Annotated in this window: 15 protein-coding genes and 1 riboswitch; of the genes, 11 read left to right on the top strand and 4 right to left on the bottom strand. The window is 73.4% G+C overall.

Features of this window, described 5'->3' with window-relative positions; translation table 11 throughout:
- Positions 1 to 16: 16 nt before the first annotated feature.
- Entirely contained in the window at positions 17 to 1561 is a 1545-nt protein-coding gene (locus ACTMTB_RS06185) for an NlpC/P60 family protein (protein ID WP_441143120.1), read from the bottom strand.
- 239 nt (positions 1562 to 1800) lie between these two features.
- Here ACTMTB_RS06185 and mqnE point away from each other — a divergent pair, with 239 nt between their 5' ends.
- From mqnE to ACTMTB_RS06165, 4 genes are read left to right on the top strand one after another with little or no spacing between them, the layout of a single operon-like run.
- Positions 1801 to 2970, top strand: a complete 1170-nt coding sequence (mqnE, locus tag ACTMTB_RS06180) for an aminofutalosine synthase MqnE (protein WP_210774427.1) — start codon at positions 1801 to 1803, stop codon at positions 2968 to 2970.
- Positions 2971 to 2993: 23 nt separating this feature from the next.
- Positions 2994 to 3416 carry a hypothetical protein gene (locus ACTMTB_RS06175; protein WP_441143118.1) on the top strand — a complete coding sequence of 141 codons (423 nt, stop codon included), beginning with the start codon at positions 2994 to 2996 and terminating at the stop codon, positions 3414 to 3416.
- A 43-nt stretch (positions 3417 to 3459) separates the two neighbouring features.
- On the top strand, positions 3460 to 3738 hold the full coding sequence (locus ACTMTB_RS06170) for a DUF4229 domain-containing protein (RefSeq protein ID WP_441143116.1): 279 nt from the start codon (positions 3460 to 3462) through the stop codon (positions 3736 to 3738).
- A gap of 49 nt (positions 3739 to 3787) precedes the next feature.
- Entirely contained in the window at positions 3788 to 4264 is a 477-nt protein-coding gene (locus ACTMTB_RS06165) for a hypothetical protein (protein WP_441143114.1), read from the top strand.
- A gap of 114 nt (positions 4265 to 4378) precedes the next feature.
- Here the strand turns inward: ACTMTB_RS06165 and ACTMTB_RS06160 are convergent, their stop codons facing one another.
- Positions 4379 to 5707, bottom strand: a complete 1329-nt coding sequence (locus tag ACTMTB_RS06160; RefSeq protein WP_441143113.1) for a peptidase C39 family protein — start codon at positions 5705 to 5707, stop codon at positions 4379 to 4381.
- Between the two features lie 204 nt (positions 5708 to 5911).
- On the opposite strand from ACTMTB_RS06160, the gene ACTMTB_RS06155 reads away from it, so the two are divergent.
- The 4 genes from ACTMTB_RS06155 to ACTMTB_RS06140 all read left to right on the top strand — a co-directional run bounded on the left by ACTMTB_RS06155 (position 5912) and on the right by ACTMTB_RS06140 (position 10981).
- Entirely contained in the window at positions 5912 to 7771 is a 1860-nt protein-coding gene (locus ACTMTB_RS06155; protein ID WP_441143111.1) for a M14 family metallopeptidase, read from the top strand.
- Positions 7772 to 7879: 108 nt separating this feature from the next.
- Positions 7880 to 7943: riboswitch (cobalamin riboswitch) on the top strand.
- A gap of 110 nt (positions 7944 to 8053) precedes the next feature.
- Positions 8054 to 8989: an ABC transporter substrate-binding protein gene (locus tag ACTMTB_RS06150; protein WP_441143109.1), complete on the top strand. Its 936-nt coding sequence runs from the start codon at positions 8054 to 8056 to the stop codon at positions 8987 to 8989.
- Between the two features lie 190 nt (positions 8990 to 9179).
- Positions 9180 to 10208, top strand: a complete 1029-nt coding sequence (locus tag ACTMTB_RS06145; protein WP_441144003.1) for a FecCD family ABC transporter permease — start codon at positions 9180 to 9182, stop codon at positions 10206 to 10208.
- Positions 10205 to 10981 carry an ABC transporter ATP-binding protein gene (locus tag ACTMTB_RS06140; RefSeq protein WP_441143107.1) on the top strand — a complete coding sequence of 259 codons (777 nt, stop codon included), beginning with the start codon at positions 10205 to 10207 and terminating at the stop codon, positions 10979 to 10981. The genes ACTMTB_RS06145 and ACTMTB_RS06140 overlap by 4 nt, the downstream gene beginning before the upstream one ends.
- A 67-nt stretch (positions 10982 to 11048) precedes the next feature.
- Here ACTMTB_RS06140 and ACTMTB_RS06135 read toward each other — a convergent pair whose 3' ends face one another.
- Together ACTMTB_RS06135 and ACTMTB_RS06130 are read right to left on the bottom strand one after the other, a co-directional pair.
- Positions 11049 to 11810, bottom strand: a complete 762-nt coding sequence (locus ACTMTB_RS06135) for a VOC family protein (RefSeq protein WP_441143105.1) — start codon at positions 11808 to 11810, stop codon at positions 11049 to 11051.
- Positions 11811 to 11925: 115 nt separating this feature from the next.
- Positions 11926 to 14046: a HelD family protein gene (locus tag ACTMTB_RS06130; RefSeq protein WP_441143103.1), complete on the bottom strand. Its 2121-nt coding sequence runs from the start codon at positions 14044 to 14046 to the stop codon at positions 11926 to 11928.
- Positions 14047 to 14565: 519 nt separating this feature from the next.
- On the opposite strand from ACTMTB_RS06130, the gene ACTMTB_RS06125 reads away from it, so the two are divergent.
- Genes ACTMTB_RS06125 through ACTMTB_RS06115 form a run of 3 tightly spaced genes read left to right on the top strand, consistent with a single transcriptional unit; the run spans position 14566 to position 17377 of the window.
- Positions 14566 to 15150 carry an ArsR/SmtB family transcription factor gene (locus tag ACTMTB_RS06125; protein ID WP_441143101.1) on the top strand — a complete coding sequence of 195 codons (585 nt, stop codon included), beginning with the start codon at positions 14566 to 14568 and terminating at the stop codon, positions 15148 to 15150.
- A 40-nt stretch (positions 15151 to 15190) separates the two neighbouring features.
- Positions 15191 to 16492 (top strand): MFS transporter, encoded by a 1302-nt coding sequence (locus ACTMTB_RS06120; protein ID WP_441143099.1) that lies wholly within the window; start codon positions 15191 to 15193, stop codon positions 16490 to 16492.
- 33 nt (positions 16493 to 16525) lie between these two features.
- Positions 16526 to 17377 carry a menaquinone biosynthetic enzyme MqnA/MqnD family protein gene (locus tag ACTMTB_RS06115; RefSeq protein WP_179802732.1) on the top strand — a complete coding sequence of 284 codons (852 nt, stop codon included), beginning with the start codon at positions 16526 to 16528 and terminating at the stop codon, positions 17375 to 17377.
- Positions 17378 to 17411: the final 34 nt, after the last annotated feature.

Below are 17411 nucleotides of genomic sequence, written 5' to 3'. Positions count from 1 at the left end.
GCCGGGTCGTGCCGGGTCAGGCGCCGGTGCTCGCCGAGGCCGACGCCGGGGCGCTGGTCTCCGGGGCCAGGCTGCTCGGCGCGGTGCTCGGCACCGCGCTGCTGGTCGTCGGGCTCGGCGCGCCGGAGAGCGACGGGCTCGGTGACGGCGACGGGCTCTGCGACGGCGACGGCGACGGCGGGGGCGTGGTTGGCGTGGTCGGCGGCCGGGTGGGCACCTTCGTGGAGGTGGGCTTCGGCGCCGGGGTGGTCGGCTTCGGCGACGTCGACCCCGTCGGCTTGGGGGCCGGCGTGGTGGGCGTGACGGGCGGCGGAGGGGTGGCCGGCGCGGGTACCGCCCCGACGACGCGGGTGGCGGCGTACAGGCCGGACCACCGGACCGTGGAGATCTTGACGACGTCGCCGGTGGACGGTGCCTGCACCATCTTGCCGCCGCCGATGTACATGCCGACGTGGTGGATGGTCGTCCAGCTGCTGCCCGAGGCGAAGAAGAGCAGGTCGCCGGGGAGCAGGGCGCTGCGGTCCACCGAGCGGGCCCGGGTGGCGTAGTACTGGTCCCGGGAGACGCGGGGCAGGTCGTAGTAGCCGGCCGAGCGGTACGCCGCCCACATCAGACCGGAGCAGTCGAACCGGTCCGGCCCCTCGGCCGACCAGAGGTACGGGTCGCCGAGCTGCGCCAGCGCGTACCGGACGGCGGCGAGGGCCTGCGGACTGGCGATCAGGCCGGTGGCGCTCTGCCCCTCGACGTACGCGGCACCGAGCTTCTGCTCGGCGGCCTCCTGCTGCCGTTCCAGCTCGATCAGCTGGGCCTGGTTGTCCGCGCGGAGCTTGACCAGCTTCCGCTCGTTCTCCCGCAGCGCCTTCTCCACCGCGGTGAACTGCTCCTCCGCCCGGCGGACCCGGTCCTGCGCGGAGGCGACCGCCTGGGTGGCGACCTGCTCGGCGGTGCGGGTACGGGACAGCTCGCCGGTGGCGGCGGTGGTGGTGTCCTCGGCCTGCTCGCCGCGGGAGATCCGCGACAGGCGGCTCAGCCCCTCGAGGTCCTCGGCGATCTCGCCGGGCGGCAGGGCGGCGGCGGCCTTGAAGGCGTCGGCGGCCACGGAGTCGGCGCGCTGCTGGGCGGCGGCCAGGGCGTCGCGGGCCCGGGCCAGCTCACCCTCGGCTGCGGTGAGCTGCGTGCGGGCGTCGTCGCGCTGCTGGCGGAGCCCGAGCAGCTGGTCGCCGAGCTGGCCGTTCTGCGTCTCGAGGGCGGTGATCTGGGCCAGCAGCGGGCTGGCGACGACCCCGCCGACCGGCAGGGTCGGCCCGCCGGTGGGCAGGCCGGTCACGCCGCCGGACAGGCCCGGGGCGGCACCGGGCAGGCGCAGGCCGCCGGTGGCCACCGGGCGGGAGCCGGTGTCGGGAACGGCGTTGGGCAGCGCCGGCTCGGCGTACGCGGGGGTGGCCAGGGCCATCGCGGCGACGGCGCCGAGCAGGGCCGACCAGAGCGCGGGACGCAGCACCGGCGAGATCACCGGGCTCCTGCGTCGTCGCTGCCGTCGCCCGTGCCCGCTGTCGACCATTCCGCTCCCCGTCCGGCGCGCTCGTGCCGCGCACGGTGGGCGCGGCGACCGGGACGCTACCAGTGTGTGTCGCGCCCCACCCTGTCTTACCGCACCGAGGCAGCGATGTCGATGCATCGCCCGGTCACGGGAACCTGAGAGTCCGGTGAAGTACGTCGCTGGCGGTGCCCGTGCTGCCGGCTCGTCGGGGGCCCGACGTAGGCTCGACCGGGACACAGGTGGAAGGGACGTGGCTTTCGATGGACGCCGGACTCAAGCGCGAGCTCGAAGCGAAGGTGTACGCCGGTGAGCGGCTGACCCGGGAGGACGGGATCGCGCTCTACGACAGCGACGACCTGGCCTGGCTGGGGCGGCTGGCCCACCACCGCCGTACCGAGCTCAACGGCGACCGGGTGATGTTCAACGTCAACCGGCACCTCAACCTGACCAACGTCTGCTCCGCCTCCTGCGCGTACTGCTCGTTCCAGCGCAAGCCGGGCGAGAAGGACGCGTACACGATGCGCATCGACGAGGCCGTACGCAAGGCCAAGGAGATGGAGGACGAGCAGCTCACCGAGCTGCACATCGTCAACGGCCTGCACCCGACCCTGCCGTGGCGCTACTACCCGAAGGTGCTGCGCGAGCTGAAGGCGGCGCTGCCGAACGTCAAGCTCAAGTGCTTCACCGCCACCGAGGTGCAGTGGTTCGAGAAGATCAGCGGGCTGAGCGCCGACGCGATCCTCGACGAGCTGATGGACGCCGGCCTGGAGTCGCTGACCGGCGGCGGCGCCGAGATCTTCGACTGGGAGGTCCGGCAGCACATCGTCGACCACGAGTGCCACTGGGAGGACTGGTCGCGGATCCACCGGCTGGCCCACTCGAAGGGCATGAAGACCCCGTCGACGATGCTCTACGGCCACATCGAGGAGCCCCGGCACCGGGTCGACCACGTGCTGCGGCTGCGCGAGCTGCAGGACGAGACCGGCGGCTTCGCGGTCTTCATCCCGCTGCGCTACCAGCACGACTTCGTCGACTCGGCGGACGGCAAGATCCGTAACCGGATCCAGGCCCGCACCACGATGGCGTCGCCGGCCGAGTCGCTGAAGACCTTCGCGGTCTCCCGGCTGCTCTTCGACAACGTGCCGCACGTGAAGTGCTTCTGGGTGATGCACGGCCTCTCGGTCGCCCAACTGTCGCTCAACTTCGGAGTGGACGACCTGGACGGCTCGGTCGTGGAATACAAGATCACCCACGACGCCGACTCGTACGGCACCCCGAACACGATGCACCGGGACGACCTGCTGCACCTGATCTGGGACGCCGGCTTCCAGCCCGTCGAGCGGGACACCCGCTACAACGTGGTCCGGGAGTACGACAAGGCCCCGTCGCTGGCCGAGCGGCGTTCCGAGCCCCAGCAGGTCTGGGCCTGATCCGGTCGTATCCTCGTAACACCATGACCGAGCAGCGGAGCGGATTCCCCCGGCGGGACGCCGAGGGGCGCGTCCTCACCCTGGGCGACCTGCTCGGGGTCAGCCTCGCCGGGTGGGTCATCGGGATGCTGGCGCTGGTGCTGTTCGACTGGGCCTTCGCGTCGATCGGCGCGGGGGATTTCGGGCGCACCAACGGCTGGCTGGCGGTGATCCTGCCGGCGTGGCTGTACTGGGACGACTTCCGGGCCTGGGAGTTCGGCGCGGCCCGGGTGGTGGCGGCGCTGGTCGCCGCCGTGGTCGCGGTGGTCGGCGGGCTGCTGGTCGCCGGGGTGGCGGGCGGCCTGGCGCCGCTGCTCACCGGCGGTCTGGCCGCCCTCGCGTTCACCCTGGTGTACGCGGTGCTCTGGTTCCCTGGCGTGCACTGGCTGGCCCGACGCACGGGCTGAACCCGACCCGGGTCACCCCGGCGGCGGAGAACGGAGTGGAAACGTGAGCGCGGCGGTCAAGTACACGCTGGGCCGGATGGGGCTGTTCGTGGTGGTCGTGCTGGCCCTCTGGCCGGTCGACATGAACGTCTTCCTCAAGCTGATGCTGGCGCTGGCTTTCTCCGCCGCCGCCTCGTTCTTCCTGCTGCGCGGCTGGCGGGACGAGATGGCCGAGGAGATGGCCCTCGCGGCCGAGCGGCGGCGCGCCGAGAAGGAGCGGCTGCGGTCGGCGCTGGCCGGCGACGACCAGCCCGACCAGGCGGACCCGCACCGCGAGGGATAGCCGGCGACGGGGCAGCGAAATCGGGGCGGCCCCGCTAGGGTCTGCCGCCATGGACAAGATCAACGGGTGGCGGACGAAGGTTTTCGTCTGGATCGGGCTGCCGGTCATCGCCGCCATCGGGCTGATGATGGGCGCCACCGACCTCGTGCCGGCCTGGCAGGCCAAGGGCGGCAGCGGTACGGCGGGAACCTTCACGGCCGTGAATGAGGAATGCTCACGGCGCAACTGCGAGTGGCACGGGGACTTCGTGGCCACGGACGGCGGTGCCCGGCGCGCCGACGTCATCCTCTACGACGCGCCGGACGGCCTTGCCCAGGGCGACCCGGCCCCGGCCCGCGACACGGGCGCCCGCAAGGGCGTCTTCTCCACCACGGGCGGATCCACGTACCTGCTGGCCACGGGGCTGACCCTGGCCGGGGTGGTCGCCGCGGTGGCCTGGGTGGTCATCCTGGTCCGCACGGTCCGTCGGCGGCGGGCCGCCGACGAGACGTCCGCTCCGCCCACCACGTTCGCCCCGTCGCGCTGAGCCAGGGCCAGGAATCCTGACGGCCCGCCCTGACCGGCGAGCCCCTACCGAACAAGCCCCAGCGACGAGCCCGGCACGGAACTCGTGCCGGGCTCGTCGCGTCGGTGCCGGCTGTCACCAGTTGGTGGAACCCGCGACAACGGGCCACGGCACGTCGGTCGGCTTGATCAGGTAGGCGATGCCGCCGGAGCCGCTGCCGGTGCCGCCGCTGGCGGTGGTCCGCTTGGTCCGCAGCCAGATCTGCTCGAACTGCTCCCGCTGGTAGACGTTCCGGACCGCCTCATTGCTGGACGAGGCGGGGTCGTTGGCGATGACGTCGCCGTCGGCGGTGAAGCCGACCACCACCATCAGGTGCCCGGAGGTGCCGTAGCCCGCCCCGTCCAGCTCGCTGGCGAGGAAGGACTGGCTGGTCACGACGGGGATGCCGGCGGCGATGAAGCGCTCCAGCTCGTCCAGCGAGTGCAGCCGGGTCACCCGCCCCTCCAGGCCCGGGAAGCTGGCCGCGTACGCGGTGTTGAAGGGCCAGTTGCCGGCGCCGTCGTACTGGTAGTCGTAGGTCATCCGGGCGGCGTGGTTGACCGTCGGGTCCGGGTACGTCGGGTCCACCCAGGACGTGTCGGCCGCCGAGGGCCTGCGGCCCCAGTACTCGACGACCATCTCGGTCGAGGTGGGCGAGCACCAGGCCTCGCCGCCCCCGTCGTACTCCGGGTAGTGGCCGGAGTGGATGTTCTGCGAGTAGCGCGGCACGGCCAGCTCGGTGCCCCAGGCGATGCCGCCGGCGCTCGGCGTGACGGTGAACCGGTCGGGCACGTGCGAGCTCATCGCGCCGACCGTGCGGACCACCGGCGACGCGGTGCCCGCCGGGTCCCGGTAGAGGGTCAGTCGCAGCTGGTACGCCCGCAGCAGCACCCCGGCGGCGGCGTCGTCGATGGCGAAGGTGTCGGTCCAGATGCTCGAGGTCTTGTCGCCCTGCCTGTCGACGGTGGTCCGCTTGATGTCGGCGTCGCCGGAGGCCCAGCGCCCCATCACGTACCAGGGGGTCTGGTTGCCGGTGGTGTAGGTGCCCTGGAGCTCGACCTGGATCCAGGTGCCGGCCGGGGTGTCGGCGTTCCAGGAGGTGACCAGCTCGGTGGCGTCGAAGCCGATCTGGGTCACCGTTGACGTCCAGGTGCCGTACGCCCAGCTCCGCTTGGTCTTGTTGTGCGGGTCCTTGTAGACGGTGGTGCCGACCGGGCTGCCGAGGGTGAGTCCGGCGGCGGTGACCACCGTGCCGGCGGCGTCGCCGGTCGCCCAGTCGGTGTCGCTGGTCCAGTCCTGCCAGGTGATCTGCTCGTCGTGGACGAGGGCGGTGACCGGATCGGCCTGGGCCGGAACGGCGGTGCCGAGGAGGGTGAGCGCGGCGACGCCGGCGAGGGCGACGGCGCGCAGGGATTTGCTGGCCATGGCAACTCCGCGAGGTGAGGAATCGTTGCCGTTCACTGTCCCGCTCGGAGGGAAGTTCCGCCAGATGTCTGGACATGGAAAATTATTGCCGGCGAGAGGATCTGGCTGAGATGGACCATGGAAGTGATGAATGTTGATATGACCATGTGACTCCTGGTGAAGTGTGCGGACAACGGGATCTCCCGTACCCCGAGGAGGTTGTCCATGGCCCTCCGCACGTTCCCACTCCGCCGCCGGCTGGCGCTGGCCGTCGCCGTCGGGCTCGGCCTCGTCACCGTCGCCACCGGGCCGGTCTCCGCCCGCCCCGCCCCCGAACCGGAACCGGCCGCCGCCGGCTACCGGGTGCTCGGACCACGCACCCTGGCCGACCGGAACGCCGTCGCCCGCACCGGCGCGGCGATCGACTACTCCGAACACGGCATCCTGCACGTCTCCGCCACCCGGGCCGAGGCGGCGGCGATCACCCGGCTCGGCTTCCGACTGGAGTCGGAGCCCGCGCCGACGCATTCCCACGACGAGGCCGGCACCCTCGCCTTCCCACCGGCCGACTCCAACTACCACGACTACGCGGAGCTGACCGTCGTCGTGAACCAGGCGGTCGCGGACCACCCGGCCATCGCCCGCAAGATCAGCATCGGTACGTCGTACGAGGGCCGCGACCTGATGGCGGTGAAGATCTCCGACAACGTCGGCACCGACGAGAACGAACCGGAGATCCTCTTCAACGCCCAGCAGCACGCCCGGGAGCACCTGACCGTCGAGATGGCGATCTACCTGCTCAACCTCTTCACCGACAGCTACGGCAGCGACTCCCGGATCACCAACATCGTCAACTCCCGGGAGATCTGGATCGTCCCGACGGTCAACCCCGACGGCAGCGAGTACGACATCGCCACCGGCTCGTACCGCTCCTGGCGGAAGAACCGGCAGCCCAACAGCGGATCGACCTATGTCGGCACCGACCTGAACCGGAACTGGTCGTACCAGTGGGGCTGCTGCGGCGGCTCGTCCGGCAGCACCTCGTCGGACACCTACCGCGGCCCGTCCGCCTTCTCCGCCCCGGAGACCAGCGCGCTGCGCAACTTCGTCAACAGCCGGGTGGTCGGCGGGACGCAGCAGATCAAGGCCAACATCGACTTCCACACCTACTCGCAGTTGGTGCTCTGGCCGTTCGGCTACACCACCGCGAACACCCCCACCGGAATGAGCGCCGACCAGTACAGCACCTTCGCCACCATCGGCCAGCAGATGGCGAACACCAACGGCTACACCCCGGAACAGTCCAGCGACCTCTACATCGCCGACGGCACCAGCATCGACTGGATGTGGGGCGCGCACGGCATCTGGGCGTACACCTTCGAGATGTACCCGGGCTCGGCCACCGGCGGCGGCTTCTACCCGCCGGACGAGGTGATCCCCGCGCAGACCTCCCGCAACCGCGAAGCGGTGCTGCTGCTCTCCGAGTACGCCGACTGCCCGTACCGGGCGATCGGCAAGCAGTCCCAGTACTGCGGCGGCGGTGGCGGCACCACGGTCTGGTCGGACACCTTCGAGACGGCCACCGGCTGGACCACCAACCCGGCCGGCACGGACACCGCCACCACCGGGGTCTGGGAGCGGGGCGCCGCCCAGGCGACCAACTCCTCCGGGGCCAAGCAGCTCGTCCCGTACGCCGGCGCCAACGACCTGGTCACCGGCCGGCTCGCCGGCACCGCGGCGGGTGACCACGACGTCGACGGCGGGGTGACCAGCGCCCGTTCCCCGGCGGTGACCCTGCCGGCCACCGGCACGCTGACCCTCTCGCTGGCCTGGTACCTGGCGCACGGGTCGAACGCCTCGTCGGCGGACTACCTGCGGGTCAGCGTGATCCACAACGGCGGCACCAGCACGCTGCTCAACCAGGCGGGTGCGGCCACCGACCGGGACGCCGCCTGGGCGGTGGCGAACCTCAACCTGACGCCGTACGCCGGGCAGTCGGTGCGGATCGTGGTGGAGGCGGCGGACGCCTCCGGCGCGAGCCTGGTCGAGGCGGCTGTGGACAACGTCACCATCACCAGCTCCTGATAGCCGGGTGGGGTCCCGTTCCGCCCCCGGCGGGACCCCACCCACCCCTCCCGTCCGGACGATCTCCGCTGGTCGTGCGCTACCGTGGCTCCGACCAACCGCAGCGAAGCCGGTGCGAAACCGGCGCTGTCCCGCAACTGTGATGCCCCGCCCCGCGCGGGGACGAGCCAGGTCGCCTGCGTCGGTGGTCGCGACACGCGCTCTCGAGGAAGGGCGCCTCGCGGACGGGTGCGCAGGTTCCTGTCGGCGAAGCACCACGCTCCTCGACCGACAGGAGGACAGATGTCCGGACGTACCCCCCGGCTGCTCGCCGCGACCCTCGCGGTGGCCGCACTGACCCTCGGCGCCTGCGCCGAGAAGACCTCGAACGACACCCCCGCCGCCGGCAGCAGCGCGTCGGCCACCTTTCCCGTCACGGTCGGCAAGCTGACGCTGGAGAAGCGCCCCGAGAAGATCGTCTCGCTGTCGCCGAGCGTGACCGAGATGCTCTTCGCCATCGGCGCCGGCAAGCAGGTCACCGCCGTCGACGACAACTCGAACTACCCGCCGGAGGCGCCGAAGAGCGACCTGTCCGGCTTCCAGCCCAACGCCGAGGCGATCGCGGCCAAGACGCCCGACCTGGTGGTGCTCTCCAACGACACCAACAAGATCGTCGACCAGCTCACCACGCTGAAGATCCCGGTGCTGCTCACCCCGGCGGCGGCCACCCTGGACGACTCCTACCGGCAGATCACCGACCTGGGCGCGCTGACCGGTCACCCGGCCGAGGCCGCCGACGTCACCAAGCGGATGAAGGACGACATCGCCAAGCTGGTCAAGGACCTGCCGCAGCGGTCGGAGAAGCTGACCTACTACCACGAGCTGGGCCCGGAGCTCTACACCGCGACCAGCAAGACCTTCATCGGCTCGATCTACGCCCTCGCCGGCCTGGAGAACATCGCCGACGCCTCGGACGCCGACGGGAAGAACGGCGGCTACCCGCAGCTCTCCCAGGAAGTGATCGTCAAGGCCGACCCGGACTTCGTCTTCCTGGCCGACACCAAGTGCTGCCAGCAGACCCCGGAGACGGTCAGGGCCCGCAGCGGCTGGGCCGGCATCACCGCCGTCAAGAACAACCAGGTGGTCGTCCTCGACGACGACATCGCCTCGCGCTGGGGTCCGCGCGTGGTCGACCAGCTCCGCACGGTCGTCGACGCGGTCGCCAAGGTGCCGGCGTGACCGTTCGCCGCCGGTGACCGTGCGACCCACGCGACCCCGATCGGCCGGGACGCCCGACGCGTCCCGGCCGACCGGCGTGCCCGCCTCCCGCCACCCCGCCGGCCCCGCGTCGGACGGCCCGGCCTCGGCGTCGGGTCCCGGCCGGCCGGTCGCCGAGCCGGCGCCCGCCGGTACGGCCAGGCCGGCCGGGCTGCGCCGGCGCTGGCTGGCCGCCGGGCTGGTCGCGGTGCTGGTCGCGGTCGTCGCCGGGGTGTCGCTCGGCCCGGTCAGCCTGCCGCCCGGCAGCGTCGCCGCCGAACTGCTCAACCTGCTGCCCGGGGTGCACCTGGACAGCGGCCTGACCGCCGGTGAGATCGCCATCGTCACCGAGCTGCGGCTGCCCCGGGTGGTGCTCGGCCTGCTGGTCGGCGCGCTGCTCGCGCTGGCCGGCGGCGCCTACCAGGGGGTGTTCCGCAACCCGCTCGCCGATCCGTACCTGCTGGGCGTGGCGGCCGGCGCCGGGCTGGCGGTCACCGCGGTGATCTCCCTCGGCGCGGCTGGTGCGGCGCTGACCGGGCTGTCGCTGACCGTGCCGCTGGCCGCGTTCGTCGGCTCGCTCGGCGCGGTGGCGATGACGTACGTGCTCGGGGTGGCCGGCGCGCGCGGCCGGTCCCCGGCGACGCTGATCCTGGCCGGGGTGGCGGTCTCGGCGTTCCTCTCGGCCGGGCAGACGTACCTGCTGCAACGGCACTCGGACAGCATCCAGCTGGTCTACTCCTGGCTGCTCGGCCGGCTCGCCACCGCCGGCTGGCACGACGTGCTGCTGGTCCTGCCGTACTTCGTGCTCACCGCGGTCGTGGTGCTGCTGCACCGCCGCGAGCTGGACGTGCTGTCGCTCGGCGACGACGAGGCCGCCAGCCTCGGGCTGCACCCGCAGCGCTCCCGCTACCTGCTGATCGCCGCCGCCTCGCTCGGCACCGCGGCGGCGGTCTCCGCCTCCGGGCTGATCGGCTTCGTCGGGATCATCGTCCCGCACACCGTGCGGCTGCTCGCCGGATCCAGCTACCGGGTGATCCTGCCGCTGTCGATGCTCTTCGGCGGCGCGTTCCTGGCGCTGACCGACGTGGTGGCCCGCACCGTCGCCGCCCCGGCCGAGATCCCGATCGGCGTGGTCACCGCCCTGCTCGGCGGCCCGTTCTTCGTCCTGGTGCTGCGCACCTCCCGGCGGGTGCTGTCGTGACGCCCGCCGTCGAGGTCCGCGACCTGCACGTGCGGCTGGGCGGCGCGCCCATCCTCGCCGGGGTCGACCTGACCGTCGCGGCCGGCGAGTGGGTCACCGTGATCGGCCCGAACGGCGCCGGCAAGTCGACCCTGCTGCGCGCCGTCGGCGGCCTGCTGCGCGCGCCGCACGCCGTCTCCCTCTTCGGTACGCCGCTGCGCGCGCTGCGCCCCCGGGAGCGGGCTCGGGTGGTGGCCACCGTCGCCCAGTCCCCGGTGGTACCGGCCGGGATGTCGGTGCTCGACTACGTCCTGCTCGGCCGCACCCCGTACATCCCGCCGCTGGGGCGGGAGTCCGCCGCCGACCTGGCCGCCGTGCGGGAGGTGCTGGACCGGCTGGACCTGGCCGCGTTCCACGGCCGGGAGCTGGCCACCCTCTCCGGCGGCGAGCGGCAGCGGGTCTTCCTGGCCCGGGCGCTCGCCCAGGGCGCCACCCTGCTGCTGCTGGACGAGCCGACCAGCGCGCTGGACATCGGCCACCAGCAGGAGGTGCTGGAGCTGGTCGACCAGTTGCGGCGGGCGCACGGGCTGACCGTGTTCGCCACCATGCACGACCTCTCCGTCGCCGGCGAGTACGCCGACCGGCTGGTGCTGCTCGCCGACGGCCGGGTGGTCGCCGCCGGTCCGCCCCGCGAGGTGCTCACCCAGGAACTCCTCGCCACGTACTACCGCGCCCACGTACGCGTCATCGACGGCGACCACGGCCCGCTGGTGGTGCCGATCCGCCCCCGCTGACCCCCCCGCGCGGTCCTGGGACCGCCTCGGACCGGCGACTCGGCGTCCCGGATCGCCGACAGCGGGGTCAGGGAAGGGTGATGACGGAGAAGAGGGCGCCCTGCGGGTCGCGGAGGGCGGCCAGGCGGCCCTGGGGGATGTCCCGGGGCGGGACGAGGATGGTGCCGCCGATCGCGGCGGCCCGGGCGGCGGTCGCGTCGGTGTCCGCCACCGCGAAGTAGATCGACCAGTAGGCCGGCATGTCGGCGGGGAAGTCGTCGCCGAGCGGCGGCATCATGCCGGCCACGATCCGCGCCCCGCACCGCCAGCCGGTGTAGGGGACCGGATCCATCGGCTCGTCCTCCGGGTGCCAGCCGAAGACCAGCTCGTAGAAGGCCTTGGCACCCTCCGGATCCGGGGTGACCAGCTCGTTCCAGCACATCGCGCCGGGGACGTTGAACAGCTCCGCGCCGGTCATCGCCATCGGCTGCCAGACGCTGAACACCGCACCGGCCGGGTCCGCGAAGACTCCCATCCGGCCCTGGTCGAAGACGTCGAACGGGGCGACCAGCACCTGCCCGCCCGCCGCCTCGACGCGGGTGGCGGCCAGGTCGGCGTCGTCGGTGGCCACGTACGTTGACCAGATCGGCACCTGGTCCGGGGTGGCCGGCGGTCCGGCGCCCGCCACCGCCCGGCCGTCCTTGAGGAAAATGGTGTAGCCGCCCGCCTCGGGCTGCGGCGAGACCCGGCCGGTCCAGCCGAACAGCTCCGGGTAGAAGCGTTTCGCGTCCTCCAGGTCGGGGGTGGCCAGGTCGGCCCAGCAGGGCGTGCCGGGCTCGACGCCGCTCACGATGGCCCCTTTCCGCCGGTGGCGTCCGTCGACGGCACGCCCTGCCGGCATCCTGGCACCGTCCCGCCCTCGGGTGCGGGGGAAACGGACGAAAGGTCAGCCGTACCGGCGACGCTCAGCCGGCCGGGTCGGTCAGCGGGGCGGGCAGCGGCGCGGTGTGCAGCACGGCCAGCCGGGACACCGCCCGGGTCAGCACCACGTAGAGGCGGTGCAGGCCACGCGGCTCGGCGGCGACGATCGCGGCCGGCTCGACGACCACGACGTGGTCGTACTCCAGGCCCTTGACCAGCGTCGCGGGGACCACGGTGACCCGCGCCGCGGTCTCGACGTCGTCGGCGGTGGCGGTCGGGACACCGGCGGCGGCCAGCGCCGCGCGGAGCCGGTCCACCGCGTCGTCGGCGGCGATCACGCCGACCGAACCGTCGTGCGCGAGCGCCGTCCGCACCTCGGCCACGGTCGCCGCGTCCAGGTCGGTCACGGTACGCACGTCCAGCCCGCCGTCGCGGCGCAGCGACCGCGCCGGGGGTACGTCGACGGCGAGCGCGGGCAGCAGTCGGTTGGCGAACGCGACCACCGCCGCCGGCACCCGGAAGCCGACGCTCAGCGGCACCACCGCCCCGTCCGGCTTGCCCAGGTGGGTCAGGGACTCCCGCCAGTCGGTGGCCGCCCAGGGGGCGGTGCCCTGGGCCAGGTCGCCGAGGAGGGTGATCGAGCCGTGCTCGCTGCGCCGGGCGATGGCCCGGCACTGCATGGGGGAGAGGTCCTGCGCCTCGTCGACCACCACGTGCCCGAAGCCGGCAGGCCGTTCGATCAGGCCGGCGGCCTCGTCGATCAGCACCGCGTCGGCGGCGGTCCACTTCGTCGTCCTCGGGGTACGCCCGAGCTTCGTCCCGGTCCGCGCGGTGGTGCCGGTGCCGCCCAACAGCGCCTGCTCCTCCGCCGTGAGCAGTCCGTCGGCGGCGGCGGCGAGCGCCTGCGGGTCGCCGAGCAGCGTGTGCACCAGCCCCTCCGGGGTGAGCGCCGGCCAGACCGCGTCCAGGAAGGCGGTGACCGGCCGGGCCTTGGCCATCCGGCGCAGCCAGGCGTCGCTGGGTGACTCGGCCCGGCGCGCCTCGGCCTGGCGTTGCAGCAGCCCCACCACCCGGGCCCGGACGCGGTCGCGGCCGGTGGCGTACGGCAGGCCCTCCCGGCGGGTCTCCTCCACCACCCGGTGCAGCGGGTCGAGGCCGATCCGCCAGCGGAACGAGCCGTCGGAAACCATGATCGGCTCGGTCGGCGCGCCGATGTGGGCGTCGACGGCCCGGCGCAGCACCGCGGCCATCCGGACGTCGTGTTTCAGCGTGGCCACGGCGGGGTGCTCGACAGCGCCCACCGGCACCCGGGTGACCAGGTCCTCGACCGTGGCCTGCTCGACCTCGACCTCGCCGAGCGCCGGCAGCACCGCCGCGATGTACGACAGGAACGCCCGGTTCGGCCCGACGATCAGCACTCCCGAGCGGCGCAGCCGCTCCCGGTGCAGGTAGAGCAGGTACGCGGCCCGGTGCAGCCCGACGGCCGTCTTGCCGGTGCCCGGCGCGCCCTGCACGCAGATCGAGTCGGCCAGGTCGGCCCGGACCAGTTCGTCCTGCTCGGGCTGGATGGTGGCGACGATGTCGCGCATCGGGCCGACGCGCGGGCGCTCGATCTCGGCGGTGAGGATCCGACTGGCCGTGCCCAGCTCCTCGCCCCGGTCGAGGTGCTCGTCCTCGAAGCTGGTCAGCGCGCCGCCGCTGAACCCGAACCGCCGCCGGACGGCGACGCCCTGCGGGTCCCGCGCGCTGGCCCGGTAGAACGACCGGGAGATCGGGGCCCGCCAGTCCAGCACCAGCGGCTCGCCCCGGTCGTCGGTGACGTGCCGCCGGCCGACGTGGTACTCGCGTCCGGCATGGTCGGGATCCGTGTGGCCGAAGTCGAGCCGGCCGAAGAAGAGCGGGGTGGTCGGGTCGTCGGCCAGTTCCTTGACCCGCCGGGCCATGTGCCGGCCGAGCTGCTCGGCGGTGTAGGCGTCCCCGGCGACCTTGTCGCCGGTGGCGAAGAGGGCTTCGGCGCGTTCGCGCATCCGGCGCAGCGCGGCGCGGGAGGTGTCCAGGTGGGCCCGCTCGGCGGCGAGTTGCGCGTCCAGGGCGTCGGCCGGTTCGGTGTCGGCGGCGGTGGAGGGTCGGACGGGGTCGGTGGTGGGCGTGGCGGCACGGGTCATCCGAGGCGACCTTCCGGTGGCGTTCGTGTGATCGGTTGACCTGGGCCGCCCGGCGCTCCGTCAGACGCGGTACCGGCTGTGCCCGGTGAGGAAGAGGCGCGCGGTCCGCGCGCGGCGCTCCACGTTACGCCTCACCGTTGGCGGCGGCCACGCATTTACGCCGACCCCCGGTCGCACATGCCGCGCCCGCCGGTCCGGCGCCTGCGCCCGAGCTACTGGCCGGCGTCCGGAGCTGGGCGGCAGCCCGGCCGTCGGGAGGTTGCGGTGCTCTACACGTCGCTTTGGAGCTGATGTCGCAAACGATTCGGCCCCGGCTCGGCACGACCTTGGCATCGCACAGCGCGGGCGACAGTCGTGACGGCACCCGGTCCGGTGAGTCGTTTACGTCATCAGGTCCACAGCGTGCTGCGAGGACCCAGCCGGTGGGTGCGGGCAGCAGGGGCGTGGAGCGGCAGGCCGTGTCGGGCGGGACCGGAACGGTGCTGGTCCCGCCGGGCGGCGGGGCGGGATCATGTGGGGATGACGGAGGCGCGGCCCGAGCAGCGCCGGATGACGATCAGCGACCCGCAGGTGATGCGGGCACTGGCCCATCCGGCCCGAATCGCGATCATGGAACACCTGAGCACCCGGGAGGGCGGCGCGACCGCCACCGAGTGCGCCGAGGTCGTCGGCATGTCGCCGAGCGCGACCAGCTACCACCTGCGGGCGCTGGCGAAGTCCGGCCTGGTGGAGCAGGCGCCGAGCCGGGGCGACGCGCGGGAGCGGGTCTGGCGCACGTTCAGCCACGCCTGGATGGTGGATGCGGGCCAGGACGCGGGCCCCGAGGCCCGCGCCGCCGAGCAGGCGCTGGTGGAGGCGCACGCCGCCCGCGACATGGAGCGCACCCGGGACTGGTTGCGGCGCGCCGGGGGCGAGCCTCCCGAGTGGTACGACGTGGCGCTGTTCAACGACAGCCTGCTGCTGCTCACCCCCGCCGAGTTGGCCGAGCTGAACGAGGCGGTGCTGGCCCTGTTGCGGCCGTACCGGCAACGGAACCGGCAGGCCGACCCGCCCGCCGGGGCCCGCTCGGTGGCGGTCCAGTACAAGGCGGTGCCGCTGGCGTAGGGGGTTGAATCGATCAGGTGTGAAGGATTATTTTCGAAGTATGTCCTTCACACCTGACGGTTCCCGGTGGTCCGACGTCTGGCTGGCCGCCACCGCGCGCGGCACCACCATCTGCGGCGACTTCCTCGCCGCCACCGCGCTCGCGCTCGCTCTCCAGGCCGCCGGCGCCAGCGGGCTCGCCGTCTCCGGGCTGCTGCTGGCCGCGACCCTGCCGCTGGTGGTGCTCGCCCCACTCGCCGGGCGGCTCGCCGACCGGGTGGACAGCCGCCGGCTGCTGGTCAGCGTCGGGCTGGTGCAGGCCGCGCTCTGCGCCCTGCTCGCCTTCGCCGAGCATCCGGTCCTGGTCATCGGGCTCGTCGCGCTGCTCGCCTGCGGGCTCGCGGTCACCCAGCCCTGCCTGGCCGCGCTGCTGCCGGCGATGGTGCGCCCCGACGACCTGCCCCGGGCCAGCGCGGTCAACCAGACCGCCGTCTCCCTCGGCGCGCTCGCCGGCCCGGTGCTCGCCGGGCTGCTGGTCGGGCAGTTCGGCACCCGCGTACCGCTGCTGCTGGACGCCGTCAGCTACCTCGCGCTGGTGGTCGCCGGCCTGCTGCTGCGTACCCGGCGGGGTGGCCGGCGGACCGTGACCGCCACGGCCGCGACCACCACCGGACCGGCGCCGGCCTGGCGGCTGCGCCGCGACCCGCTGCTGCTGGCCATGGTCGTCACCACGGCCGCGGTGATCGCCGCGATCGGCGGCATCAACGTGATCGAGGTGTTCTTCATCCGCGACACGCTGGACAGCTCGGCCACCGTCTACGGGCTGGTCGGCGCGGCCTGGATGGCCGGCATGCTGCCGGGCAGCTGGCTCGCCGCGCGGCTGGCCCGCCGGCTCACCGACGACGCCGCCCTGGTGTACGGGGTGCTGGCCACCCTCGGCGGCTGCAGCCTGATGGTGGTGCTCGCCTCCGCCGTGCCGGCGGCCGGACTGCTGGTCCCGCTCTGGCTGGTGGGCGGCGCGGCGAACGGCGGGGAGAACGTCTTCGCCACCGTGCTGACCGCCCGGCGGGCCCCCGAGGCGCTGCGCGCCCGGGCCTACGCCACCTACGGCGCGGCCGTCCAGGGCGGTTCGATGGCCGGGTACCTGGCCGGCGGCGCGCTGCTGGCGGTGCTGCCGCCGCGCCCGCTGATCGCGGTGGCCGGGGTCGCCGGCCTGCTGGTCGTGCTCGCGTTCGTGCCCATCGTCGTCCGCGCCGTCCGGCGCGCGGGATCGGCCGTCGGCCCGGCCGAGCCGGCAGCGGCGGCCGAGCCGCGTGGACGGGCGGTGGATGCGGAGTTGGCCACTCCGGTGCCGGGCCGCTGAGCAGGCCGAGGAGCACGGGGCTACGGTCGGGTCATGGTTGAACGCGTGGCGCGCCCCCGGGTCGGGCACATCCAGTTCCTGAACTGTCTGCCCATCTACTGGGGGCTGATGCGCTCCGGCGCGCTGCTCGACGTCGACCTGCACAAGGACTCGCCGGACCGGCTGAGCGCCGCGCTGGTCGCCGGCGACCTGGACATCGGGCCGATCTCGCAGGTGGAGTACCTGCGGCACGCCGACGAGCTGCTGCTCCTGCCCGACCTCGCGGTCGGCAGCGACGGGCCGGTGCTCTCGGTCAACGTGGTCTCCACGAAGCCGCTCACCGAGCTGGACGGCGGCCGGGTCGCGCTCGGCTCCACCTCGCGTACCGGGGTGCTCCTCGCCCAGCTCCTGCTCGGCGAGCGGTACGGCGTCCGCCCCGACTACTTCCGCTGCCCGCCGGACCTGACCCAGATGCTGCTGGAGGCCGACGCGGGCGTGCTCATCGGCGACGTGGCGCTGCGCGCGCTCTACGAGGCCCCGCGTCGTGGCCTGGAGGTCACCGACCTCGGGCAGGCCTGGCGGGAGTGGACCGGACTGCCGATGGTCTTCGCCGTCTGGGCGGTACGCCGCGACTTCGCCGCCGCCCACCCGGGCATGGTCAAGGAGGTGCACGAGGCGTTCCTGCGCTCCCGTGACCTGTGCCTGGCCGAGCTGGACCAGGTGGCCGAGTCGGCCGCCCGCTGGGAGCCGTTCGACGCGGCGACCCTCGCCACGTACTTCCGTACCCTCGACTTCTCCCTCGGCGAGCGGCAGGTGGCCGGGCTGCGCGAGTTCGCCCGGCGGGCCGCGGCGATCGGCGAGGCCCCGGCGCTGCCGGACGGCGGTCCCGAGTTCTTCGCCGGCTGACCGCGCCGACGGGCTGATCGACACCGCCACATCG

Source organism: Micromonospora sp. L32, assembly GCF_052068055.1.
Taxonomy (GTDB): domain Bacteria; phylum Actinomycetota; class Actinomycetes; order Mycobacteriales; family Micromonosporaceae; genus Micromonospora; species Micromonospora purpureochromogenes.
Note: the sequence above shows the minus strand (reverse complement) of the source record. Positions and strands in the feature narration are given on the sequence as shown.

What these genes read in the sequence shown, in the direction of transcription:
- ACTMTB_RS06185 (WP_441143120.1), bottom strand. Translation starts at nt 1,561, where the DNA reads ATGGTCGACAGCGGGCACGGGCGACGGCAGCGACGACGCAGGAGCCCG.
- mqnE (WP_210774427.1), top strand. Translation starts at nt 1,801, where the DNA reads ATGGACGCCGGACTCAAGCGCGAGCTCGAAGCGAAGGTGTACGCCGGT.
- ACTMTB_RS06175 (WP_441143118.1), top strand. Translation starts at nt 2,994, where the DNA reads ATGACCGAGCAGCGGAGCGGATTCCCCCGGCGGGACGCCGAGGGGCGC.
- ACTMTB_RS06165 (WP_441143114.1), top strand. Translation starts at nt 3,788, where the DNA reads ATGGACAAGATCAACGGGTGGCGGACGAAGGTTTTCGTCTGGATCGGG.
- ACTMTB_RS06160 (WP_441143113.1), bottom strand. Translation starts at nt 5,707, where the DNA reads ATGGCCAGCAAATCCCTGCGCGCCGTCGCCCTCGCCGGCGTCGCCGCG.
- ACTMTB_RS06155 (WP_441143111.1), top strand. Translation starts at nt 5,912, where the DNA reads ATGGCCCTCCGCACGTTCCCACTCCGCCGCCGGCTGGCGCTGGCCGTC.
- ACTMTB_RS06150 (WP_441143109.1), top strand. Translation starts at nt 8,054, where the DNA reads ATGTCCGGACGTACCCCCCGGCTGCTCGCCGCGACCCTCGCGGTGGCC.
- ACTMTB_RS06130 (WP_441143103.1), bottom strand. Translation starts at nt 14,046, where the DNA reads ATGACCCGTGCCGCCACGCCCACCACCGACCCCGTCCGACCCTCCACC.
- ACTMTB_RS06125 (WP_441143101.1), top strand. Translation starts at nt 14,566, where the DNA reads ATGACGGAGGCGCGGCCCGAGCAGCGCCGGATGACGATCAGCGACCCG.
- ACTMTB_RS06120 (WP_441143099.1), top strand. Translation starts at nt 15,191, where the DNA reads ATGTCCTTCACACCTGACGGTTCCCGGTGGTCCGACGTCTGGCTGGCC.
- ACTMTB_RS06115 (WP_179802732.1), top strand. Translation starts at nt 16,526, where the DNA reads ATGGTTGAACGCGTGGCGCGCCCCCGGGTCGGGCACATCCAGTTCCTG.